At 55.2% G+C, this 23,543-nt stretch carries 17 protein-coding genes; 11 read left to right on the top strand and 6 right to left on the bottom strand.

Going from position 1 to position 23,543, the window contains the following annotated elements:
• Positions 1 to 33: 33 nt before the first annotated feature.
• A complete protein-coding gene (locus NST69_RS11060; RefSeq protein ID WP_342549289.1) occupies positions 34 to 1,131 on the bottom strand; it encodes a glycosyltransferase family 2 protein in 1,098 nt (365 codons plus the stop codon).
• Between the two features lie 185 nt (positions 1,132 to 1,316).
• Between NST69_RS11060 and thiD the strand changes: the two genes are divergently transcribed.
• Positions 1,317 to 2,129, top strand: a complete 813-nt coding sequence (gene thiD / locus NST69_RS11055; protein ID WP_340941592.1) for a bifunctional hydroxymethylpyrimidine kinase/phosphomethylpyrimidine kinase — start codon at positions 1,317 to 1,319, stop codon at positions 2,127 to 2,129.
• 128 nt (positions 2,130 to 2,257) lie between these two features.
• Here thiD and NST69_RS11050 read toward each other — a convergent pair whose 3' ends face one another.
• From NST69_RS11050 to NST69_RS11040, 3 genes are all read right to left on the bottom strand, one after another.
• Positions 2,258 to 3,163: a hypothetical protein gene (locus NST69_RS11050; protein ID WP_339255774.1), complete on the bottom strand. Its 906-nt coding sequence runs from the start codon at positions 3,161 to 3,163 to the stop codon at positions 2,258 to 2,260.
• A 74-nt stretch (positions 3,164 to 3,237) separates the two neighbouring features.
• Entirely contained in the window at positions 3,238 to 3,768 is a 531-nt protein-coding gene (locus NST69_RS11045; RefSeq protein WP_342549288.1) for a GNAT family N-acetyltransferase, read from the bottom strand.
• Complete coding sequence (locus NST69_RS11040; protein WP_076073962.1) at positions 3,768 to 4,601, bottom strand: AraC family transcriptional regulator; 834 nt, start codon at positions 4,599 to 4,601, stop codon at positions 3,768 to 3,770. The genes NST69_RS11045 and NST69_RS11040 overlap by 1 nt, the downstream gene beginning before the upstream one ends.
• A 120-nt stretch (positions 4,602 to 4,721) precedes the next feature.
• Here NST69_RS11040 and NST69_RS11035 point away from each other — a divergent pair, with 120 nt between their 5' ends.
• The gene (locus NST69_RS11035; RefSeq protein ID WP_342549287.1) at positions 4,722 to 6,182 is read left to right on the top strand and encodes an alpha-L-fucosidase; all 1,461 of its coding nucleotides are present in this window, start codon (positions 4,722 to 4,724) and stop codon (positions 6,180 to 6,182) included.
• A gap of 21 nt (positions 6,183 to 6,203) precedes the next feature.
• Here NST69_RS11035 and NST69_RS11030 read toward each other — a convergent pair whose 3' ends face one another.
• On the bottom strand, positions 6,204 to 7,025 hold the full coding sequence (locus NST69_RS11030) for an AraC family transcriptional regulator (RefSeq protein ID WP_342549286.1): 822 nt from the start codon (positions 7,023 to 7,025) through the stop codon (positions 6,204 to 6,206).
• A gap of 132 nt (positions 7,026 to 7,157) precedes the next feature.
• On the opposite strand from NST69_RS11030, the gene NST69_RS11025 reads away from it, so the two are divergent.
• The 3 genes from NST69_RS11025 (at position 7,158) to NST69_RS11015 (ending at position 12,148) form a co-directional block, all read left to right on the top strand.
• The gene (locus tag NST69_RS11025) at positions 7,158 to 10,271 is read left to right on the top strand and encodes a glycoside hydrolase family 2 TIM barrel-domain containing protein (protein WP_342549285.1); all 3,114 of its coding nucleotides are present in this window, start codon (positions 7,158 to 7,160) and stop codon (positions 10,269 to 10,271) included.
• A 268-nt stretch (positions 10,272 to 10,539) separates the two neighbouring features.
• Positions 10,540 to 11,085, top strand: a complete 546-nt coding sequence (locus NST69_RS11020) for a MerR family transcriptional regulator (RefSeq protein WP_036729788.1) — start codon at positions 10,540 to 10,542, stop codon at positions 11,083 to 11,085.
• Positions 11,086 to 11,173: 88 nt separating this feature from the next.
• Positions 11,174 to 12,148 (top strand): phosphotransferase, encoded by a 975-nt coding sequence (locus NST69_RS11015; RefSeq protein ID WP_342549284.1) that lies wholly within the window; start codon positions 11,174 to 11,176, stop codon positions 12,146 to 12,148.
• Positions 12,149 to 12,158: 10 nt separating this feature from the next.
• Here NST69_RS11015 and NST69_RS11010 read toward each other — a convergent pair whose 3' ends face one another.
• Positions 12,159 to 12,902 carry a glycoside hydrolase family 16 protein gene (locus NST69_RS11010; RefSeq protein ID WP_342549283.1) on the bottom strand — a complete coding sequence of 248 codons (744 nt, stop codon included), beginning with the start codon at positions 12,900 to 12,902 and terminating at the stop codon, positions 12,159 to 12,161.
• A 149-nt stretch (positions 12,903 to 13,051) separates the two neighbouring features.
• On the opposite strand from NST69_RS11010, the gene NST69_RS11005 reads away from it, so the two are divergent.
• The 6 genes from NST69_RS11005 (at position 13,052) to NST69_RS10980 (ending at position 23,436) form a co-directional block, all read left to right on the top strand.
• On the top strand, positions 13,052 to 13,972 hold the full coding sequence (locus tag NST69_RS11005; protein ID WP_036729794.1) for an ABC transporter permease subunit: 921 nt from the start codon (positions 13,052 to 13,054) through the stop codon (positions 13,970 to 13,972).
• A gap of 37 nt (positions 13,973 to 14,009) precedes the next feature.
• Positions 14,010 to 14,894, top strand: a complete 885-nt coding sequence (locus NST69_RS11000) for a carbohydrate ABC transporter permease (protein ID WP_209875651.1) — start codon at positions 14,010 to 14,012, stop codon at positions 14,892 to 14,894.
• Positions 14,895 to 14,939: 45 nt separating this feature from the next.
• On the top strand, positions 14,940 to 16,613 hold the full coding sequence (locus NST69_RS10995; RefSeq protein WP_342549281.1) for an extracellular solute-binding protein: 1,674 nt from the start codon (positions 14,940 to 14,942) through the stop codon (positions 16,611 to 16,613).
• Between the two features lie 107 nt (positions 16,614 to 16,720).
• Positions 16,721 to 18,562 (top strand): histidine kinase, encoded by a 1,842-nt coding sequence (locus NST69_RS10990; protein WP_342549280.1) that lies wholly within the window; start codon positions 16,721 to 16,723, stop codon positions 18,560 to 18,562.
• Positions 18,563 to 18,564: 2 nt separating this feature from the next.
• Complete coding sequence (locus tag NST69_RS10985; RefSeq protein ID WP_342549278.1) at positions 18,565 to 20,136, top strand: response regulator; 1,572 nt, start codon at positions 18,565 to 18,567, stop codon at positions 20,134 to 20,136.
• A gap of 648 nt (positions 20,137 to 20,784) precedes the next feature.
• Positions 20,785 to 23,436, top strand: a complete 2,652-nt coding sequence (locus NST69_RS10980; protein ID WP_342549277.1) for a family 16 glycosylhydrolase — start codon at positions 20,785 to 20,787, stop codon at positions 23,434 to 23,436.
• The last annotated feature ends 107 nt before the right edge of the window (positions 23,437 to 23,543 follow it).

The raw sequence follows: 23,543 nt of genomic DNA, 5'->3' as shown, positions 1-23,543 counted from the left end.
CCCAGCCTCGGCAGGGGAGCGCTTGTTATGTGTTCAGGGCTGCTGCAAGGAGACATACTTGTCGCCCAGTAGCTTCTGGAAGTAATTCCGGTTATACAGCATGCTGGGATGGCCGGGGGAATGAAGCAGCGCAGTCTCATTATAGCGGTTGGCCCGCTCATGCTGGCCCAGCCGGTCATAGCAGAGCGCAAGCTGCAGATTCGGAATCCAGGTGGCGAAGGCCTCATTCTTCATCGCCATGGACTCCGCCTGTCCGGGCAGCTGAATAGCAAGCTCAAACCAGTAGATCGCCGGATGAAGCTGGCCCTTCTCCAGATGCCAGGCCCCCAGCCGGCAGCAGCCTTCGGCACGCGGGGCATCATATTGCAGCGTGCGGGTGACCGCAGTGAAGGCCGCTTCCTTGTCCCCAAGTGCTTCCAGGCATTCGGCCAGCCGCAGGCAGGCCTGAATATTATCTTCAATCCAGCCCTGCCCGCCGCTGAGGAACAGCTCGTAATACCGGCAGGCCTCCCGGTGAATTCCGTGGTCGCGCAGCTCATTGGCGTAATAATATTGATCGCGCGCAGAGAAGCTTTCTCCTGCCGCTTCCCGTTTGCGGTAGATCTGCAGATTGCGGTCCGTGTAAGCTTTATCCTTCTCATGGGTGACACAGACTCTGCTTGCCAGCGACGGGCCGTACACCTCCAGATATTCATGCACCGGACCGATCCAGCGGAACCCGCACGCCCGGCGGACCAGCCGGTTGCGCCGCAAGGAGGTCGTCACCCTTCCCTCTCCGTCAAAAGCGAGATTATACTGCATATTCACACTGTCCACGTGTTCCGGCAGCGAAGACTTCAGCTCCCTGAACAGCGCCTGATCCTCTTCTCTCAGATAGTCGTCCGCATCCAGCCAGAAGATATAATCCCGGGTCGCCTTGCTGAAGGCGTAATTACGGGCAGCGGAGAAATCGTCAATCCAGGTAAAATCATAAATTGCGGCTCCAAAGGCACCGGCAATCTCCTTGGTGCGGTCTGCCGATCCCGTATCTACAATGACGATCTCATCGACCAGCCCTTCCACAGAAGCCAGGCAGCGGGGCAGGCTCTTCTCCTCATTGCGGACAATCATGCATAAACTGATCTCAATCATGGCAGCCTCCTGAATACATAATCCACTAGACTACCATGATATGCAGTGCAGCAGCCGGCAAACCCTTGCTCTCACCCAAGGGCAGCGGTGCGTTTTTGGAGCTTATACTTTTTTTGCGGACTAAGCCGATGATTTTTGTTATAATAAGCAGCATACTATTTATATACAAGAAGGGGACGTTACCTTTGTCAAAAATCATTAAGACATTAACCATTGCCGGCAGTGACTCCAGCGGAGGCGCAGGCATTCAGGCAGACCTCAAAACCTTTGAGGAATACGGTACTTACGGCCTTAGTGCCCTGACTACCATTGTAACGATGGACCCTGACCGGGGCTGGCATCATAATGTATACCCTGTCGATGCTGCCATTGTTGCCGAACAGCTTAAGACGATCTTCGCCGGCGGTCCTGTGGATGCCATGAAGACCGGTATGCTCGGCAGTGTGGACATTGTTAAGGTTACTGAACAGGCCCTGAAGAGCAACAAGCAGACCAATGTCGTGATCGATCCGGTTATGGTATGCAAAGGCGAGGATGAAGTACTGAACCCGGAGAGTGCAGATGCCATCCGCGATCTGCTGCTGCCGCTGGCTACGGTGGCTACTCCGAATCTGTTCGAAGCCGGAGTGCTCTCGGGTCTCGGCAAGCTGACTACGCTTGATCAGATGAAGGAAGCTGCCCGCCTGATCCATCAGCTCGGCACCCGGAATGTTGTCGTCAAGGGCGGCAAGGCGCTGGGCGGCGACAAGGCGATTGATATCTTCTTCGACGGTAGCGAATACCTCGTCCTGGAGACTGCGAAGATCGAGCCTGCCCATAACCATGGAGCGGGATGCACCTTCGCCGCAGCGATTACCGGCGGATTGGCTAACGGCTTGTCGGTGAAGGATGCTGTGGTGAAGGCGAAGGATTTCGTATCCGCCGCCATCCGCAATGGCTATGCGTTCAATGAGTATGTCGGTCCTGTATTCCATGGGGGCTACCGTCTGGAGCAGTAAGACTGAACGGATAATCAAGCAAGCTAACAACCAGCAGACAAAAACCTCTCTTCATGATGGCGGTGTAACCAGCCATAGAAGAGAGGTTTTCGTTGTTTTTTCAAAAGGAATTTAGAGCCAATTCCTGCTTACTTAACGGGCGGCTCCTCCGCAATATGCTTCACAAACGCCAGCATCTTATCCTTGTCCTTGTCATTCAGTACACCGATAATGATGGATTTCGCATTATAATTGATAGGCAGCTCTGAGATGAACGGAGATTTCAGAATATCTACACCATACAGCTCATTCTTGCCCGTGTCCTCGTTGACTCCCCACTGCATGCGGGTATCGTCAGCGGCAAGCTTCCCGTCCGTTGTGATCGGCTCCAGATTCTGGAATCCGGTCTGTCCGCCAATCCACTTGACGGTGGCCTCATCCAGAATGAGGATATCCGGCCGGTTCGCCGCCAGCTCCACAACAGCCTTTTGCATATAATTCATATCCAGTGAGTCAGAGCCTTCGCCCGTTCTGGGCAGATAAGTCATCACCGTCTCCACCCGCTTCCATTCCGGATAAGCCGCGATGATCGCCTTCTCCAGCTCCTCGGTCTTGCCGCTGGTATCCGTGACTCCGAAGTTGCCGATGAACATAATCTTAGCATCTACTGGCGGCAGAGAAGCTAGATATTGTCTATGCTGATAATTGTCATAGAGCGCCTTCCCGCCAAAAATCACTACCAGCAGCCCGATAATGCCGAGGATCACATGTGTCCGGTATAGCCGCATGAAGGTCTCCCACTTGCTTGCCGTACCGGAGAAGCGCCCGTACTTGGCAAGCCGCTCATCTTCGGCCTTCTGGATCTCCTGCTCATCCCAGGTATCGAGAATCAGCTTGTACGCCCGGAAATCCGCTTCATAGGCTGCTATCTCTTCCTCTGTGGTCAAGGCGCGTCTTCGCTTCAGGAGCAGGTCGAACCGCTTGTTCAGTTCCTCTCTGGTTACGGTTTCAGGTAATCCTAACTGCACATACGCTTGCTTCAGGTTCTCGTTCACATTGAATTCTCCTTTGATATGGATGATGCCGTAGTTCTATATTAACAGACTTCACCCTGAATTCTCCACTCGCGCTATAGGCGGGCAGCAATGTCCCGGGTCTCCATCAGCAGGAACTCCATTTCGCTGTCCCCGTGCTGGTGTACGAAGCTGTGCAGGAGTACGAAGCCTGCCTTCTTATACACGCTAACTGCCCTCAGGTTGAAGGCAGCCACCGACAATCTGAATCTCTTCGCGTCATACGTCTGCTCTGCAAACTTCATCCCCGCTTGCAGGAAGGCCAGTCCACGGCCCTGCCCGGTCAGATCCGGTCTTAGCCCCAAGCCGATATCGAGGGAAGTTCCCTCCAGGTAGAGTCCGCTCTCTATCCCTTCCCCCACCTGCGCGTTCTGTCCGTAACAGAAGAACCCGATCAACGCTCCGTCCGCCGCAGCTACACTGAAATAAGAGCCGTCCAGCAGCTCCTCGATATCCTCTGCGTCATCAGCCGCATCCAGCATATTGTACAGGGCATATGGCGTCTCGTATCTCCAATTAACAATCTCCCTGGCCGCCTGCTCATCCATTAACCGGATCTGATAACCTCTGCTCTGTTCCAGAATCACTATATCATCCCTCCGCTCTTGTGTTTCCTGAATTCGGTGGGCGTAAGCCCGGCATGCTTCTTGAACTGCTTGGAGAAATAGAACAGATCGCCGAAGCCGAGCTGGTCGGCAATCGCACTGACCGAACCGGAGGTGGTGGTCAGCAGCTCTTTGGCCTTTTCAATCTTTTGCCGGGTAATGTACTGGATGGGGGGCACGCCGATCTGCTGCTTGAACAGGCGCATGAAGTAGTTCGGGTGCATGTATGCAATCTCGGCAAGATCATGAATGGTCATATTCTGCTCGATATTCTCCGCGATATAATCCAGGACAGCCGTCAGCTTCCGGGCCGCCCCGAGATTCTTATAAGACAGCTCATCCAGCTTGAGATTCATCATGTAATAAGACATCAGCTCAAGCAGCTTGCTTCTCGCCAGCAGCGGGGCGTAGACCGCATCAGATCTGGCACTATCGGTGATCCCCTTGAACGCCGCCTCAACCGCAGCGGGATTCTCAGGAATACAGACATGACTCAGCTCAAGCACACGGAACAGGTTCATCTCCCCGACCTTGGCACTGAAATGACACCAGTATTTGAGAAAAGGACGTTCGCTGATGCAGGCATAGGATTGCCTCACACCCTCCGGCATCAGAATCAGCTCACCCGGCTTCGGATAATACTCCTTATCCCCGATCTTCAGCCAGCCTTCTCCCCCGATTATGTAATAAAACTTGCTGTAATCCGGAGTATAGTCCAGATCCCTCCAGTCCGTAGAGCATTCGTTATAGTCTGCTACGATCAGGTCAACCTTGAGATTGGCCAGGTAGCTGGTAAGCAGAGTATGGGAGTCCATGGGACAGACCGCCTTAAAGGTTATTTTTGTACATCAAAAAGTTAGTGCCGTACATTCTTACCTGTCCTGCCGCCCGGTACAATGAAGGTATTACCTCATACAAAGGGAGATGACTGGCGCATGATGAACACAACTGATTATCTGCAGGTTATTGACGAGACGATTAAGAACGGCCCTTACAAGGCGAATTGGGAGTCGCTAAGCGCTTATGAGGTGCCGCAGTGGTACCGCCAGGCCAAATTCGGGATCTTCATTCACTGGGGGCTGTATTCGGTTCCGGCCTTCAGCAATGAATGGTATTCACGCAATATGTACATTCAGGGCACGAAAGAATATGAGCATCATCTGGCAGTCTACGGGAACCACAAGGAGTTCGGGTACAAGGACTTCATTCCCCTGTTCACTGCGAAGCAGTTCGATCCGGGCGGGTGGGCTGCACTATTCAAGGCCTCCGGCGCCAGATATGTCATTCCCGTGGCGGAACACCATGACGGCTTCCAGATGTATAAAAGCGCTGTCTCTCATTATAACACTTATGACATGGGTCCCGGGCGGGATATTCTCGGCGAGCTGAAGGCGGCCTTCGAAGAGCAGGGGCTGGAGCTGGGCGTCTCCTCCCACCGTGCGGAGCACTGGTTCTTCATGTCCCACGGCAAGGCGTTCGACTCCGATATCCGCGAGCCGCTTGTCCGCGGCGACTTCTACTGGCCGGCTATGCCGGAACCGGAACATCATGATCCCTATGGCTCTCCCCCGTCCGGGGAGTATCTGGAGGACTGGCTGATCCGCTGCTGCGAGCTGGTCGATCAGTACCAGCCCAAGATTTTTTACTTCGACTGGTGGATTGAGAATGCGGCCTTCCGGCCCTATCTGCAAAAGTTCGCGGCCTACTACTACAATCGCGCGGCAGAGCGCGGAATGCCGGCAGCTATTAATTATAAGCATGATGCCTTCATGTTCGGCAGTGCGGTCCCCGATGTCGAGCGCGGGCAATTCGCCGAGCTGAAGCCCTTCTTCTGGCAGACAGATACGGCGGCAGCGCGTAATTCCTGGTGTTATACGGAGAATAACGATTACAAATCCGCCGCAGAAATCATCCGCGACCTGGTTGATATCGTCAGCAAGAATGGCAATCTGCTCCTGAACGTGGGGCCCAAGGCCGATGGCAGCTTCGCAGAGGAGGATCAGGCAATTCTGACGGCCATCGGCAGCTGGCTGGGAACAAACGGAGAAGCGATCTATGGTACCTCCTTCTGGCGCATATTTGGTGAAGGGCCGACACGTATTGAAGAAGGACAATTCACTGATGGCCAGGCCAAAACGTTCACACCGGAAGACATCCGCTTCACCGTGAAGGGTAGCTGCCTGTATGCAACCGTCCTGGTGTACCCGGAAGATGGTATCGTGCGCATCCAGTCGCTCCGGGAGAAATCCCCCTGCTTCGAGGGAATCCTGAGGGACATTACAGTCCTCGGATTCAGCGAGCAGCCGGCCTGGGAACGGGATACTGAGGCCTTAACGATCCGCACCACTGCGGTCACAAGCGCCTTGCCGGTTGTGTTCAAGCTGGAGCTGGCGTGAGCTATCTTTGAAGCCGCTACTCTAGTCCAATCCGTGCAGTCCTCTCCACTCTTCCGGCTGCATGCCGGTAGTCCGTTTGAAGACGGCGCAGAAATAGCTGACATTCTCGAAGCCTGCCCGCTGGGCGATTTCATAGATCCGCTGGCCCCGGCTGCTGAACATCAGCTGCTTGCTCCGGTTGATCCGCTGCTTGTTAATATAGGCCACCGGCCGTTCACGGACCGTCCGCTGGAACAGCCGGCACAGATACTGCGGCGAGACTGACGCCACTTCGGCCAGCTCCTTCAGCAGCAGCGGGCGGTGCAGGTGAAGCTCAATATATTGCAGGACCGGCTTCATCCGCGCAAGCTCATTGTCCTCATTCGAGTCCGGAAGCAGGCTGCGCTTCAGATCGAGCAGCAGCGCGTACAGCAGCTTGGAACGCTCCATGTTGTCCTGAAGCTCATTGCCGCAGGAGAGCGTAAGCATCTCCTCAAGCGGAGCAAGGATGGATTCTGCTCTGAGACGTCCCACCCCGGACTCCCGTATTCCGGCGTAGAGCAGCATCTGGGCTGCTTCTCTTCCGTTGAAGGAGATCCAGGCCAGCTCCCATTCACGGGTAAGCGGCGTATAAGAGTGGGGCACATCCGGGTAGAGACAGAAGATATCGCCCGCCTCGGCAATATAGGATTTCCCCTTGATATTCACTTCACCCTTGCCGCCGAGGACCTGGTGCAGCTGATAATCCGGGAAGCCCGCAGGCCGGGACATCTCCCCCTGATGCTCCCAATACCCGATGGTCATGGGATACAGGGGCAGCAGAAGCATATCTTCCATTTCGCAAAAGATCATCGTACTGTCCATAGCAGCCTCCCTCTAGATGCAATCTGACATCACTTAGTTTCATATTCTATTATATCTAAACAAAATCATTATATATACCCAGAACATTTCCCATTCTATAATATGAATATAACAATATAAGGAGATGTTAACTTGCGCAACAAACTCTCATATCAGCAGCCTGCCAACGGATATCCCGAATGGAACAATAATCCTGAGATTTTTCAATTGAACCGTATAGATGCCCACGCTTCCATGATGTCCTTCCCGGCAGCAGCCGACGCTCTGCAAGGGGATAAAGCGTCCTCATCCCGTTACCAGACGCTGAACGGAACATGGAAATTCGCATTTGCCGAGACACCGGATGCACGGATCAAGGACTTCTATAAGGCCGGATACGACGCTGCCGGCTGGGCAGATATCGCCGTCCCTTCCCACTGGCAGTTCCAGGGCTATGATTATCCCCAATACACCAATGTACGCTATCCTTGGGAAGTATCCGAGCCGGATCTGAAGCCTCCCTTCGCTCCGACGGTATACAATCCGGTAGGCTCCTATATCCGTTCTTTCAGCGTTCCGCAGGATTGGGACGGACAGCCGGTATTCCTCAGCTTCCAAGGTGTGGAATCCGCCTTCTACGTATGGGTGAACGGCGAACTTGCCGGATACTCTGAGGATACCTTCACACCGTCAGAATTCGATATCACCGCCTACCTGCTTCCCGGCGAGAACAAGCTGGCCGTTGAAGTCTACCGCTGGTGTGATGCAAGCTGGCTGGAAGATCAGGACTTCTGGCGTCTGAGCGGAATTTTCCGCGATGTCTATCTCTACACTGCGCCTCCAGTACGGGTAGCCGACTTCTTCGTCCGCACCGAGCTGGACAAGAGCTTCACCGATGCGGAGCTGCAGGTCGACCTGACTCTGGAGAACTATTATAACCGGGTCATCGGGGCACACACCGTTGAAGTACAGCTCTACGACAGCAAGCAGCAGCCGGTATGGGCAGCGCCGGTGTCAGCCGGATTTGCTTTTGAACAAGAAGGAACTCAGCTGCTTAAGCTGTCCGCAGCCGTGAAGAACCCGCTGAAATGGAGCGCGGAGAAGCCTAACCTCTACACCCTGCTGATTTCTGTGAAGGACGATCAGGGACAGCTGCTGGAAGCGCTCAGCTGCAAGACAGGCTTCCGGACCTTCGAGATCCGGGACGGCCTGATGAAGATTAACGGCAAACGGATTGTATTCAAGGGAACGAACCGCCATGAATTCTCCTGCGATACCGGCCGTGCGCTCTCCAAGGAAGATATGATCACCGACATTAAGCTGATGAAGCTGCACAATATCAATGCCGTGCGGACCTCCCACTATCCGAATCAACCGGTATGGTACGAGCTGTGCGACGAATATGGTCTCTATGTGATTGACGAGACGAACCTGGAGACACATGGCTCCTGGCAATACGGGCAGAAGGAGCTGCATGAGGGGAACGTTCCCGGCAGCCGCCCGGAATGGCGCGCGAACGTCATTGACCGCTGTAACTCCATGATGCAGCGCGACAAGAACCACACGTCCGTCATTATCTGGTCGCTTGGCAACGAATCCTTCGGCGGCGATAACTTCCTGGCCATGTATGACCACTTGAAGCAAGCTGACCCGACCCGTCCGGTGCATTATGAAGGCACTTATCATTACAGACCTTCGGACGCGGCCAGCGATATTGAATCGACGATGTACATCAAGCCGGATGAAGTCGTGGAGTACGCTCTCAGCAATCCGAAGAAGCCGTACATTCTATGTGAATACAGCCATGCCATGGGCAACTCCTGCGGCGGCCTGCATCTGTACACGGAGCTGTTCGACAAATATGACAGCATTCAGGGCGGATTCATCTGGGACTGGGTGGATCAGGCGATCCGTACAACCACTCCAGAAGGCGTGTCTTATCTGGCTTACGGCGGGGATTTCGGAGAGAAGCCGCATGACGGCAACTTCAGCGGCAACGGGCTGCTGTTCGCGGACCGCAGCGTGACGCCTAAGCTCTACGAAGTGAAGAAATGCTATCAGAATATCACCATCACCGCACTGGATCTGAAGAGCGGGAGCTTCGAGGCCCGCAACAACTTCCTGTTCACGGATCTGGCAGACTATCAGCTGAGATGGACGCTGGCGCTGAACGGCGTAGCGGCCCAGGAAGGACAATTGCCGCTCTCCGCAGCGCCTGGCGAAGCGGTCAGCTTCACGGTTCCGCTGGATTCAGCGCTGCTGGAATCTGACAAGGAAGCTGTACTTACGGTGTCGTTCGTTCAGGAGGACGCAACCGCCTGGTCTGAGGCCGCGCATGAAGTTGCCTGGGAACAGTTCGTGTTAACCCCGTATATTCCGTCCCGTAACCCGGACCTTTCGGGCGGCACCCTGCAAGTGAAGGAACAGGATGGCTTCGTGAACTTCGAGGGCAACGGATTCGCGCTTGCCTTCGAGACAGCAACCGGCGCGCTTGTCTCGCTGAAGTCCTCCGGGAAGGAAGTTCTGCACGCACCGGTCAGACCTAACTTCTGGAGAGCTGTAACCGACAATGATCTGGGCAACAAGCATCCTGAGCGCTGTGCGATCTGGAAGGAAGCGTCCTACGAGCGTCAGCTGGCCCGGTTCAGCTGCCGTGTGGAAGGGGGCCTCGGATTCGTGACCGCTGACTATCTGCTGGGTACGCAGCCGCAGTCCACCCTGCGTGTTCACTACGAGATTCGTACGGATGGTTCGGTCGAGATTGTACAGGAGCTTAACCCGGGCAGCAGCACCCTGCCGGAGATCCCGGAATTCGGGTTGGTCTTCGAGCTGGACAGCAGCCTGGACACGATTCTCTGGTATGGCCGCGGGCCGCATGAGAACTATTGGGACCGTAAGGCCGGAGCTCCGCTGGGACTCTACACAGGCAAGGTCAGTGAGCAGTTCACGAATTATCTCCGCCCTCAGGAGTGCGGCAACAAGACCGATGTCCGGTATGCTTCCGTCACCGCAGGAAGCGAAGGACACGGATTATCCGTGGAAGGGGCCGTACCGCTTGAAGTCAATGCGCTGCCTTGGTCTCCGGCAGAGCTTGAAGCCAGCGACCACGGCTACAAGCTGCCAGCTTCTGACAAGACCGTGCTGCGTGTCAATTACAAGCAAATGGGCGTGGGCGGCGATGACAGCTGGGGTGCGCCAACCCATGAACAGTTCACTTTACCTGCCAACCGTCCGTATACCTTCAAGTTCAAGCTCTGCCTGCTATAACTAGCCTTCTCCCTTAAGACAGCTCAGCACAATGTCTATAATGAACTGAAGATAGCTTTTCATAATTACCCGAAAGGGGTTATGGAAAGCTTTTTCTTTTTTATAGATTCTACCTCCGTAATGTAAGTATTGCACTGCTCTCTAGAGAGCAAGAATAGTCGTAATACCACTTTGCTTGGCGAATCAGCACTTCCTTTGTCACCTGTGCAGGGAGCCGCCGAAGAATAACGAATTACTCATAGAAGACTACTACACTGGAGGGATTGATATGGAAATTCTGAAAACTAAGGAAGCTGCGGAGCTGCTGTCCGTTAGCCAGACTACGATCAAACGCTGGGCGGCCATGTTCCCCGATTTCTTTCCAAAGGACCGTCTTGGACATTATACCTTCTCGGAGCAGCAAATCAGCCAGCTCAATCATATTAAAGACCGTATTAATCAGGGGGAAGCACTGGAAGGCATAGATCCGGATCTTACGAACGACAAGCTGCCAAGGGGCCCGCTGCATGAGAATCCAAGCCTATATACAGACGGTGACCCTATGAATAAAATATGGTCCCGGATCGAGTATATTGAACATGCACTGGATCAAAAAGCGAGCGAGATCGTTTCGGTACAGCTGCTCCAGCAGCGTGCAGAGCTTGAGGATATGCGAGTAATGATTAAGGAATTATCCGCATCGCTGGAAACGATGCAGAAGCCCGGCAGTCCATCCCTCTCCCCGCGTGAAGAGCTTTATCCGGTTGCCGCTGGCAGGCTGACGTCTCCACCAAGGAAGCGAGGTTTATTGCGCTCTTTTTTTCCATTCCTGTAACCCTATCTCTTTCAGCCTTACTGAGATTACACTAGTGTGAACACTTCGCTAACCCAGCCCCTATATTACCCCGGTGAGGAGATATTGTATGTCAGACACCGCCGCAAGAATCCGGGATGAGATCCTTGGCTCCATGACACAAAGATTCGGGTTGCATGTCACTGAAGCGGTCCAGATCGATCAGGGCTTCCTGAATCTGAAGTGGAGGCTGGACAGTGATCAAGGCCGTCTGTTCGTGAAGCAGTACAGCAAGATCCGTTACCCTGAAGCCCTCACCCTCGGACTGGAGGTCTCCTTAAGCCATCAGGATCATCTGTACCTGGAAGGCCTTCCTGTTCCGAAGCTATTTTCGCATGAGGGAAATTATGTATTGAGAACGCCTTCACAGGAACGTTATGTCCTGATGACCCTGTGTGACGGGCACAGTATTGCCCCCGGATCGGCCACGGAGCAGCAGATGTATTCGTTGGGCAGGGTGGTCGGCCGGATGCACAAGTTACTTAACGCTCAGCCTGCTTCGTTGCCGCTGTACTGGGAAGTCCGCAGTAAGGCGTCTATGGTGAGAAACTGGGAGGCACGCTATCATCAGGCCACCGCCCGGCAGAGCGAGGATACTCTATCGGCGCTTGAGCTTCAGCGGAGGATCATCGACCGGATGGACACTGGCATCTTCGCGGACTGCGAACGGGGCTGGGGGCACCGGGACCTGTTCGTGGATAATATGCTGTTCAGCGCAGATCAGGTGGCGGCGATCCTTGACTTCGACCGGCTGCATTTTGTCTACCCGGAGTTCGATATAGCCCGGCCGATCCTCTCCTGCGCGTTATCTGAGGACGGAATCGGGCAGGACCGGGTACGGGCCTTCGTGACGGGCTACCGTGAATATACCCCCTTGCCCGCAAGTACACTCATCCGGTCGCTTAAATTAACCTGGTGGAAGGAAGCCGAATGGATTGCTGTGCCTCAGCAGGATGAATTCCCTCCGCTCGTCCGCTTCCGTCAGGAGAATCATTGGATCGCGGCCAACTGGGACCGCTTGAATGATATTTTTACCGGGATCTGAGAGATAGTCCTTAGCTCTGATACAGCCGGATGCCCGACACCGTCATTACCGCAGGCAGCGCAGCTTCATCTACCGCGACAGGGTCATACCATCCGCCAACGGCAAGATTAAGCAGCAGATAAAAAGGCTGGTCGAACGGCATCCCCGGCTCAAGCCGCCGCTCGGCGAAGCAGTGCCCGTCCACCAGCCATCTCATGGAGCCTTCCTGCCATTCCAGCGTGTAATCCCGGAATTCTTCAATCGTTCCGCGCTCTAATTCGTAAGTGAACTCTTCAACAATCTTCCGCTCGATGTCTGCACCGTAATGCAGAGTTCCGGCTATCTTCCGGGGCAGACGCCCCTTCGCCTCCAGAATATCGATCTCGCCGGAAGCCGGCCAGGGTCCATACGCCTGATCCTGTGGAAGCAGCCAGATCGCAGGCCAGATTCCCTGCCCGGCCGGCAGCTTGGCACGCACGGTCAGCCTGCCGTAGCAGAACGCGAAGTGATCTCTTGTATCGATCCGGGCCGAGGTATAAGCGAAGCTCCGCCCCTCCTGCTCTGTGACCTCACGGCGCGCACACAGCCGCAGTCCCTCCCCGTCAACCGACAGATTCCCCGGCCGCCCCGTATAGAATTGCTGCTCTCCATTCCCCCAGCCCGGGAAGATCGCATTCCCGTCATTGTCCAGCAGATCATTGCCAAGGCGGATGTTCCATAGCTTCAAATCAGCAGTTCCCCCTTGGAAATCCTGCTCCCATACCAGTCTGTTCATCGTTTGGCCCACTCCCTTCATGTAATCACAGCATACTGAATTTCCGGCCCCAGCGGGAGGAATCCAAAAAATTGGGATAGGGCCAATAATCATGGCCTTTTTTTCCGCCAGCCTTTTTCATACGATGAAGAAGGAAGGGGGTACAGTACATGTTCCACACCCGAACGGGACAAATGAAAGCGCTTCTTAGGCAGTGGCAGCTGCAAAGCATGGTGATCCCGGGCATTCTCTGGATGTTTATCTTTTGTTACATCCCCATGCTCTGGCTGATCATAGCCTTTATGGATTTCAGTATCGCGAAGCCTATGCTGGAATCTCCGTTTGTCGGGCTGAAGCATTTCCGCGATTTCCTGACAGATGACCGGTTCTGGCGCTCGATCCGCAACACCCTCGGGATGAGCAGCATCAAGCTCGTTCTCGGTTTTCCCATCCCTATTCTATTCGCCCTGCTGCTGAATGAAATCCGCAGCCTGCGGTTCAAGCGCACGGTGCAGACGATTTCCTACCTGCCGCATTTCATCGCCTGGACGATCTTCGGCGGCATCGCGCTCAACTGGCTGGGCGAAGGCGGTGTCATTAACCAGCTGATGATGGCGCTGGGGCTTCAGGACCGGGATATCCTGTTTAACAGTGAGCCGCAGTACTTCTGGTGGATCACCTTCTTCACCGATACGCTGAAGGAGACCGGGTGGAGCGCGATCATCTACATAGCCGCCATTGCCGGCATTGATCCCGGGCTGTATGAAGCAGCGGAGCTGGACGGCGCGAACCGCTGGCAGCGGATGTGGCATATCACGGTGCAGAGCATCCGCCCGACCATTGCCATCCTCTTCATCCTCGCCGTCAGCGGCATTCTCGGCAGCAACTTCGAGCAGATCTTCATGCTGAAGAACAATATGAACATGAAGATGGCGGAGAGCCTGGACCTCTACATCTATAACATGGGGCTGGTCTCCGGGCGCCATTCCTTCTCCACCGCCGTCCTGTTCGCCCGCTCCATTGTAGCGCTGGGACTGCTGCTGTTAGCCAATCAGAGTTCCAAGAAGCTTACGGGGGACAGTATTTTTTGAACACAAGAAATTCACTTGGAAAGGAGACCAACGATTCATGGCAAGACATGGAGGATTGCGGCGGATCGGCTTGTTTGAGATCTTCAATACGCTGCTGATGCTGGCCGTCTGCTTCCTGACGCTGTACCCGATGTGGTTCGTGCTCGTCAATTCGCTGAATTCGCCGGAGCAGGCTTCACTCGGCACCGTCAACTGGTTCCCCTCAGAGCTGTCGCTGGCCAGCTACAGTGTGGCTTTTAACGATAAGACCTTGATGAACGGGTTCTACATCACTACAATGCGGACAGTTATCGGAACGGTGGTGCATGTGCTGTTCACCGCAATTATCGCTTACGGAATCAGCAAGACTAACCTGATCGGCCGCAAGCTCTATCTCAAAATCTCTCTGATCACCATGCTCTTCTCAGGCGGGCTCATCCCCTCCTTCATTCTCATGACGAAGCTCGGCCTGTATGATAGCTTCTGGGTGTTCATCATCCCGTCCATGTATACTTTCTTTAATATGGTCATCTTCATGAGCTTCTTCCGTACCATTCCTGACAGCCTGGAGGAGTCGGCCAAGGTAGACGGCGCTTCGGATTACGGCGTGCTGTTCCGGATTGTACTGCCCAACAGCATGGCGGTCATTGCGACCATCGCCCTGTTCTCCGCCGTCTATCACTGGAATGATTATTATCAGGGTGTTATCTACATCCATTCCCAGGAGCTGCTGCCATTGCAGACCATGCTGTACAAAATCATCGCCGAGAACTCCATGTCCTTCATGCAGCAGCAGGCTATGGCCCAATTCGGTGCCCGGCTGCCCGGCAACTCGATCAAATTCGCGTCCATGATGGTGGCTACGCTGCCGATCCTGATCTTCTACCCCTTCATTCAGCGTTATCTGGTCAAGGGTGTGATGATCGGCGCGATTAAGGGATAACCGTAGGAAGTCTAACCACACCTAACCCGAAAGGATGATTATGCTGTGAAAAGCAAACCTGTACGCCCCATCCTGGCCGCAATGATGACCGTAACCTTGGCCTTAAGCATAGCCGCCTGCAGCAGCAATTCCGCCACTAAGGAGAATATGCCGACGGCTGCGCCTCAGGCCGAAGCGTCACCGGAACCGCAGACCGAAACCAAGCTGAATGCGGAGGAGCCCGCCTGGAAGCTCGATACCAGTCCGGTGGATCTCACCTGGTTCGTCGGCGCGAACTGGTATGCCCACACCTGGGGTGAGAGCCTAGCCTCCAAGTATGTCACCGAGAAGACGGGCGTGAACGTCAAGCTGGAGGTTCCCTCCGGAGAAGCGAACGAGCAGGTTACGCTGATGATGACCTCTGGCAAGCTGCCGGACCTGATCAGCATGGGCTCCTGGGAGACCGCTGTCAAAAAGCTGTGGGAAGGTGATCATGTCTATGCGCTCAATGAACTGGCCGACAAGTATGATCCCTACTTCTTCAAGGTCGCCGGTGACGGCACGCTGAAGTGGTACCGGCAGGAGAACGGCAACACCTACGGAGTGCCCAATGATTCCTACAGCCCTAACCTGATGCACGAGACCGGCATGACGGCGGCCAACCAGACCTTCCTGGTCCGCAATGATCTGTACGAGGAGATGGGCAAGCCGGACCTCAGTACCCCGGAAGGCTTCCTGGGTGCGCTGCAGCTGCTGAAGGATAAGTACCCCGAGTATAAGGGCCAGCCGATCAGCCCCTTTTTCGCCCAGGGCAATGTGCCTTACGGGATGACGGAATATCTCCAGAATCTGCTGGCGGTTCCGCATGAGAAGGATGGCAAAGTGTATGACCGTATTACCGATCCTGATTACATCACCTGGCTCAAAACCTTCCGCACAGCGTACGAGCGCGGACTGATTAACGTCGATTTCCTGGTGGATTCAGATACCCAGGTGGAAGAGAAAACGAATAACGCCCGTTACTTCATGATGATCCGCGAATGGACCGGCATGTCAGCGGTCAATCCGATGCTGGCGGCGGGGGCCAACCCGGACTCCTACTACATCGCGGTTGACGGGCCGCAGAATAACAAGGGCGAGAGCGCCAAGCTGTTCCCCGGCAACATGGACGGCTGGATGGTGACCATGATCAGCAAATCCACGGAGAATCCGGAGCGGGCGATCCGCTTCCTGACCTACCTCGCCAGCGAGGAGGGCCAGCGCGACCTGTTCCTCGGCAAGGAAGGCGAAACCTGGGATTCCGTGGACGGCAAGCCGCAGCTGAAGGCCGAGTTCGCCGATATGCTGGGCAGTAATATCGAGAAGCTGGAGAAGGAATACGGCATTCTGGACACTTACTGGATGATGCGTAACCCGGTCATCGTCAACCAGTGGAGACCGGAGAAAGCCCCGGTCATCAAGCAGATGGAGGACTTCGCGAATGCGCAGGCCGATATTGACAGCGGGATCTACAAAGGCCTGGACCCGCTCGGCGATTCTGATGTGGCGGTCGCCTGGTCGCGGATCTCCCAGAACTGGGAAGAGGTGCTGCCGGAGCTGATTACGGCCAAGGATGAGGCGGCTTTTGACAAGGTGTTCGAGAGCTTCCGCTCCCGCCGCGACGGCTACGGGTTCGCGCAGGTGATGGAATACCGCCAGACCGAGCTGGATGCGCGCAAGGCTAAGATGGCGGCCGAATAGTTCCGCCCGCTTATTCAGTACCGGCTGCCCATGAGGCGGCCGGTATTCCTGCTTGGAAGGAGCAGATTTCTGCGATATGCTAGATTACAGAACGGGAGGTGTTACCGGTGAAGAAGCTGCTGACAACGATGCGAAGACTATACCGCAATGCCCCGATCTCGCAGAAGCTGTTCCTGGCCTTCAGCCTGATGATTGCCGTTCCCGCTGTTGTGGTTTCCTTCCTGTTCATCCGCAACCAGGAGAGCCAGCTGTTCAAGCAGGCCATGGCCGAAGGCAGCAATCATGTGGCCCGGCTGAACGAACGGCTGCGCAGCCGGCTTGAACTTCTTGAGAACGCTTCCGCGACCGCCCTGACCCAGAAAGGATTCGTGGATTTCATCCACTCCAATATGCGTGCAGACGGTCTGAGGCTTGTGAAGTTCAAGCAGAACCAGTACGAACAGATGCATAACATCATTCAGAGTCATGAGATGATCAGCAGTCTGAGCTTCTATGTGGATAACCCTGAGGTCTATGAGATCTGGCCGGAAATCTATCATTACTCCAAGTTCTGGCCGCAGGACTACTGGATGACGCTGCGGGATGAGGGCGGCGCGGCGTTCCGGCTGTCTGCCTTCAAGGATGGCGCGGATACGCTGTCTTATTACAGGCTGGTGCGGCTTCAGGGCAAGCATCAGAAGCTGCCCACCATTATGGAGGTCCGTGCGAAGCACAACGTGCTGTTCAATGACCTGCTGGAGGACAGCGGGCGCGACTTCTTCACGGTAATCATGGACGGCGCGGATGCTTCCCGCAATGTGTATCTTTCGGGGCATGAGCTGCCGCAGAAAGCCGGAGCGAAGCTGGACGATATCCTTAGCCGGGTTCATGCACAAATGGACGTACTGGAGCAGAAGAGTCCCGTTACCGTCCAGTCCGGGGATCAGTCCTACTATGCGCTGTACCGTTACATCGCTCCCCTCAACGCCTATGTGGTAGACATCGCTTCCCGCCATGAGCTGACAAAAGGTCCGCGCGACGGATACCTGCTGGTCATCGCGATCACCTCCTCCGTCCTGCTGCTGATGCTGCTGCTGGTATCGAGGATGACCCGGCGCATCTTCCGCCGGCTGGAGAAGGTGCTGGGGTCGATGCGCAAGGTGCGCAGGGGCCAGTTGGATGCCAAGATTGATACCGGCCTTGGCGCGAACGAAACCGGTGACGAAATTGACTATGTCGCCGTCAGCTACAATAGTATGCTGGACGAAATCCAGCAGCTGATGACACAGGTAGTAGATAAGCAGCTTATTGCCAAGAACGCGCAGCTCCACTCTCTCCATTCGCAGATCAACTCCCACTTTCTGTACAATGCGCTGGAATCTATCAGAATGCGCGCAGAGGTGGAACGGCAGCCTGCCATTGCAGGCGCACTGGTCTCGCTGGGCTCCCTGCTGCGGTACAGTATGCAGTGGCGCAGCGATACGGTCTCGCTGAGCGAGGAGCTGGCCAACATCCGCAGCTATATCCGGTTCATCAACTTCATGGAAGGCGGGAGTATTGAGCTCGCGGCAGATCTTCCGCCGGAGGTGCAGCGCTACCGCATCCCCAAGATGTGCATGCAGCCCATTGTCGAGAACGCCGTACACCATGCGGCCCCTTCCGGCGGCAGTATTCAGATCACCATTTCGGTACGGGTAGAGAATGACAGCCTGCTGCTGATCGAGATCCGCGATGACGGCGCCGGGGTAGCTCCCCGGATGCTGGACAGCCTGCAGTCTGTGCTGCGGGGCGATTCTGACACTCCGATTATCAGCAGCAGCAGTAGCGGGCTGGGGCTGGACAATGTACATAAGCGCCTGCAGCTCCATTACGGCACGGATTGCGGCCTGTGGATCAGCAGCGTTCAAGGGGAACATACCTGTGTAACCCTGAGGCTGCCCTGGGAAAATGAGAATCTTGGAGGTTGGTAGGCATGATCAATATTCTGGTGGTGGACGATCAAAAGCATATCCGCGACGGGCTGCAGGCGATGCTCTGCCAGTTCCCGCAACAGCCGGGGCATATGTACAGCGCCGCTAACGGGCTTGAAGCCCTGGAGCTTCTCCGGGCGCACAGCATCCAGCTCGTCATTACCGATATCCGCATGCCGGATATGGACGGCCTTGCGCTTATGGCGCAAAGCCGGCAGGAAGGCCTGAAGGCGGATTATCTGATCATTAGCGGATACAGCGATTTCGCCTATGCCCAGAAGGCCATTGAGCTCGGGGCCAAAGGGTACCTGCTCAAGCCTGTGAAGCGTGAAGACCTGCAGGTCTCGGTGGAGCATATCTGGCAGGAGATCGAGACGCGCAGATTGCTCACCAGCAATATCGAGCGGCTCTCGCAGCGCGCCCGGGAGACGGACCGCAAGGAGCTGCGGATGTATATGCAAGGTGCGGCGGGCGATGAAGCGTGGATTGCTGCAACTGAGCAGCAGAACCCGGCGCTGTGGCGCAGCTACCGCCTGTGCCATCTGCGCGAGGAACGCTGGATTAACCAGCCGGGGGCCATCAGCAGTCACAGCATCGAAGCCGTGGCCTACCGTGTGTACGGCAGACAGAGCTGCATCTGTCTCCAGCACCGCCCCCACCTGGTCCTGGCCGTGGATGCAGCCATAGATCCGGGAGCCTTGCCTGCTGCGCTCAGCGAAGAGCAGATCGGGGCCGTCACGGCCATGACTGATCCGCACCAAGGATTAAGCACTCTGCCGGGCAGTTATACACAGGTGCTTGATCTGTACCGCCACAGCTTTCTTTTCCCGGATACGCGCTGCCTGCTGCCTCAGCACATCGCGCGGCTGGAGCAGCACTGGGAGCTTCCCTATGAGGAGCTGTACGCCCTCTTCCAGTTAACCGGCACAAGTAACAGCGGCAGAATCACCCAAGGGATCTCCAGCCTCTTCCACAAGGAGGTGCTTCAGCGCTATCACATCCGTTACACCCAGCAGCTATGCCGCGCTGTTGTCCGGATGATGGAGGATTATGAGCGTGTCATCCGTCCTTATCTGGGTGAAGAAGCGCTGGATCTGGAGTGTCTGCGCAATCTGTTCGACTATCCCGGCATCCGCGAATATATCCAAGCCTTGCAGCAGCAGCTCCTGCGCCTGGACCAGTTCTACTATGAATACAAGTGCAGCTACCGCAGCTCGCAGGATCTGAATGAGGCCATCCGCTTCATCCACGAGAATTACCACAAGCCGCTGGATCTCGCGATGGTGTCCAATCATGTCTCGCTGAATTACGCCTACTTCTCCAACCAGTTCAAGAAGAATATCGGCAAGGGCTTCGCCGAATACCTGCGTGATGTGCGTCTGGGCAAAGCGCGGCGTCTGCTGGCCGAGACCGATCACAAGATCATTCAGATTGCCGCCATGGTCGGCTACGAGAGCTACAAAAGCTTCACCCGCGCCTTCCGCGAAGCCATGGACATGCAGCCGACCGAATACCGTCTGCTGATCCGCCGGAAGCCTGCCATTGAAGAGGATTACCGGGACACGGTGCTGTGAAAAAAGCTGAACCCCAGTGGGCCCGCGCGGGTAGCGCGAGCCAAATGTATGCTGTTTTCCGCATACATTTCGCCCACTCGCCTTCAGCGAGCCCATTGTATGCTGTTTTCCGCATACATTTCGCCCACGCGCCTTCAGCGAGCCCATTGTATGCTGTTTTTCGCATACATCTGGCTCACGCGCCTTCAGCGAGCCCTTTGTATGCTGTTTTTCGCATACATCTGGCCCACGCGCCTTCAGCGAGCCCATTGTATGCTGTTTTCCGCATACATTTCGCCCACGCGCCTTCAGCGAGCCCATTGTATGCTGTTTTTCGCATACATTTGGCCCACGCGCCTTCAGCGAGCCCATTGTATGCTGTTTTTCGCATACATTTGGCCCACGCGCCTTCAGCGAGCCCTTTGTATGCTGTTTTCCGCATACATCTGGCCCACGCGCCCCCCTGCCCACACTCCATCCCACCGCTTCATGATGTTTCTGGACACACACTTGCCAATATTTTCGCCGCAGCAGCTAAGCGACCCAAAAAATTGGGTCAAAACAAAAAGGATTGTCCCTTTTAGCAGCTGACAAGTTTCGATAGAATAAAGATGTTCTCTCACATGTAAGCGGTTACCTTCACTACCATTTTATTAAAGGAGGGCAAGTATGAAGCGACTTTATGTTACGCAACCCGGTTTCAAGCAGAAGGTGCTTAGTCTGTTCCTGGTCCTGCTGCTGCTGTCCGGCATCGGCCAGCTCCCTGCTTCAGGCATTCAGCGCGCAGAGGCCGCAGGAACTACAGTTAGCTCAATGGCTTATTTCTCAGCGGCAGACGGTCCGGTCATCTCCAAATCAGGCGTCGGGCAGGCGAGCTACGGGTTCGTGATGCCGGTATTCAACGGCGGGGCTGCGTCCTGGAGCGATGTTTCGGATGATGTAGGCGTCAAAGTGAAAGTAAATGGCAATTGGGTAGACATCGACAGCGTTGGCAGCTTTGTCTACAACCAGAACTGGGGACACTGGAGCGACGGAGGCCAGAACGGCTACTGGTTTACCCTCTCGGCTACAACCGAGATCCAGCTCTACTCCAAGGCGAATAGCGGGGTTACGCTGAATTATACACTGGCTTTTCAGAACCTGAACAAGACCACCATCACCGCAATGGCACCGACCCAGGGCCCGCAGATTACAGCAGGCTTCACGGGCGGCGCAGGCTTCACCTACCCTACCTTCAATAATGATCCGGCGCTCACCTATGAAGCTGTGGCCGATGATCTGAAGGTATATGTGAAGCCGGTGAACAGCAGCACCTGGATTGACATTGATAACAATGCAGCCAGCGGCTGGATCTACGACAGCAACTTCGGCCAGTTCACCGAAGGCGGCGGCGGATACTGGTTCACCGTCACCGAATCGATCAATGTGAAGCTGCAATCTAAGACCTCATCAGCCAATCTGATCTACACCCTTACCTTCAACCAGCCGGTCAGAAATTCCTATGTACTCACCGCCTATGAAGGCACAGCTTTCACTGCAGATAACAACGGATCAATTGGTTTCCCTTTGCCGAAAATTGACGGCGGCGCACCGATTGGCAGCGAGCTGAACAAATATGTGTATCAGATCAAAATCGGCGGCCAGTGGGTCGATCTGAGCAATTCCGCCCAGAGCGGCTTCGTCTATGCAGGCAACGGCTACAACAATATGTCCGCGGCCAACCAGTGGGGCTATTGGGCAGATTATGTGTATGGATTGTGGTTCCAGCCGATCCAGGAGAATATGGAGATCCGCATCGGCTATCCGTTAAACGGCCAGCAGGGCGGCAATATCGGCAGCAATTATGTGTATTATACCTTCACCGGCAATCCGAATGCCCCGCGTCCAGATGAAAGCGATCAGGAAGATATTACGTTGGGTACTCCATCAGATCCTGCCGTAGCAGGCATGAACCTGCTCTGGCAGGATGAGTTCAGCGGAACCGTACTGGATACCAGCAAGTGGAACTATGAGCAGGGTTACTATATCACCAATGACCCTAACAGCTGGGGCTGGGGGAATAACGAGCTGCAGCATTATACGAATAGTACCGAGAATGTATTTGTCCAGAACGGACAACTGAATATCCGGGCCAAGAACGATCCGAAGTCCTTCCCGCAGGACCCGAACCGTTATGCACAATATTCCTCCGGCAAAATCAACACCAAAGACCATCTATCCTTCCAGTACGGCCGGGTGGACATCCGTGCCAAGCTGCCGACAGGGAACGGGATCTGGCCCGCCCTGTGGATGCTGCCACAGGATGCGGCTTACGGTGCCTGGGCGGCATCCGGCGAGATTGACATCATGGAAGCCAAGGGACGGCTGCCCGGCACAACCAGCGGCGCGGTTCACTTCGGCGGACAATGGCCGGTGAACAAGTACATCGCCGGGGAGTATCACTTCCCGCAAGGTCAGACTTTTGCGAACGACTATCACGTATATTCCATGGTCTGGGAAGAAGACAACGTGAAATGGTATGTGGACGGCAAATTCTTCTTCAAGGTCAATAGAGAGCAGTGGTATTCTGTAGCGGCACCGAACAACCCTAATGCTCCCTTCGACAAGCCCTTCTATCTGATTATGAATCTGGCAGTGGGCGGACATTTCGACGGCGGACTGACTCCGGCTCCGTCCGATATCCCGGCAACGATGCAGGTCGATTATGTACGGGTGTATAAGGAAGGCAGCGGCGGCGGAAATCCCGGGAACCCGGGCAATCCGGGTACCGTTCCGGTTAGCGGCGTTACCGTAACCCCGTCCACCTCCCAGGTGGAGATTGGGCAGAATGTCCAGTTAACAGCTAACGTAGCACCTTCTGGTGCGTCCAACAAACAGGCGAACTGGAGCGTAGCGAACAGCAACATTGCATCAGTGAGCCAGAGTGGTCTTGTTACCGGAATTGCAACGGGAACCACTACCGTTACTGCAACAACCGTGGATGGTAACAAAACCTCCAGCAGCACAATCACTGTAGTCTCCCCGCCGCCAGCAACCATTGTGATCGGCGATCAGGTGCGCGGTTTGAAGAAAACAGGCAATAACCTGCTCTTTTATGTCAACGGCGCCACCTTTGCCGATCTGCATTACAAGATCAACGGCGGCGGCCAGCAGAACGTAGCCATGACCTCCGCAGGCAACGGCAATTACACCTACGCGGTCAATAACGTGCAGCAAGGCGATTCCGTAGAGTATTTCTTCACTTACAATCCGGGCCAAGGGGCGCTGGACACCCCCTGGAAGACTTATATACACGGGGTAACCCAAGGAACGCCGGAGTAACCGCGGGATTGCTTCAAACAGACAATCGGCCGGATGAGCCGGCTGCTTCATACGGCCTCTATCGCAGGGGATGAGGAAGTCTTGGACTTCTTCATCCCCTGTTTTTT

The organism is Paenibacillus sp. FSL P2-0089 (assembly GCF_038595095.1).
In the GTDB taxonomy this organism is placed as follows: Bacteria; Bacillota; Bacilli; order Paenibacillales; family Paenibacillaceae; genus Paenibacillus_AQ; species Paenibacillus_AQ silagei.
The sequence above is the reverse complement of the archived record's forward strand: the minus strand, read 5'-3'. Positions and strand labels throughout refer to the sequence as shown.

Excerpts from the sequence above, each read along its gene's own strand:
- NST69_RS11060 (WP_342549289.1), bottom strand. The coding sequence starts at position 1,131 with ATGATTGAGATCAGTTTATGCATGATTGTCCGCAATGAGGAGAAGAGC.
- NST69_RS11040 (WP_076073962.1), bottom strand. The coding sequence starts at position 4,601 with ATGGACTCCCATACTCTGCTTACCAGCTACCTGGCCAATCTCAAGGTT.
- NST69_RS11035 (WP_342549287.1), top strand. The coding sequence starts at position 4,722 with ATGATGAACACAACTGATTATCTGCAGGTTATTGACGAGACGATTAAG.
- NST69_RS11030 (WP_342549286.1), bottom strand. The coding sequence starts at position 7,025 with ATGGACAGTACGATGATCTTTTGCGAAATGGAAGATATGCTTCTGCTG.
- NST69_RS11020 (WP_036729788.1), top strand. The coding sequence starts at position 10,540 with ATGGAAATTCTGAAAACTAAGGAAGCTGCGGAGCTGCTGTCCGTTAGC.
- NST69_RS11015 (WP_342549284.1), top strand. The coding sequence starts at position 11,174 with ATGTCAGACACCGCCGCAAGAATCCGGGATGAGATCCTTGGCTCCATG.
- NST69_RS11010 (WP_342549283.1), bottom strand. The coding sequence starts at position 12,902 with ATGAACAGACTGGTATGGGAGCAGGATTTCCAAGGGGGAACTGCTGAT.
- NST69_RS11005 (WP_036729794.1), top strand. The coding sequence starts at position 13,052 with ATGTTCCACACCCGAACGGGACAAATGAAAGCGCTTCTTAGGCAGTGG.
- NST69_RS11000 (WP_209875651.1), top strand. The coding sequence starts at position 14,010 with ATGGCAAGACATGGAGGATTGCGGCGGATCGGCTTGTTTGAGATCTTC.
- NST69_RS10985 (WP_342549278.1), top strand. The coding sequence starts at position 18,565 with ATGATCAATATTCTGGTGGTGGACGATCAAAAGCATATCCGCGACGGG.
- NST69_RS10980 (WP_342549277.1), top strand. The coding sequence starts at position 20,785 with ATGAAGCGACTTTATGTTACGCAACCCGGTTTCAAGCAGAAGGTGCTT.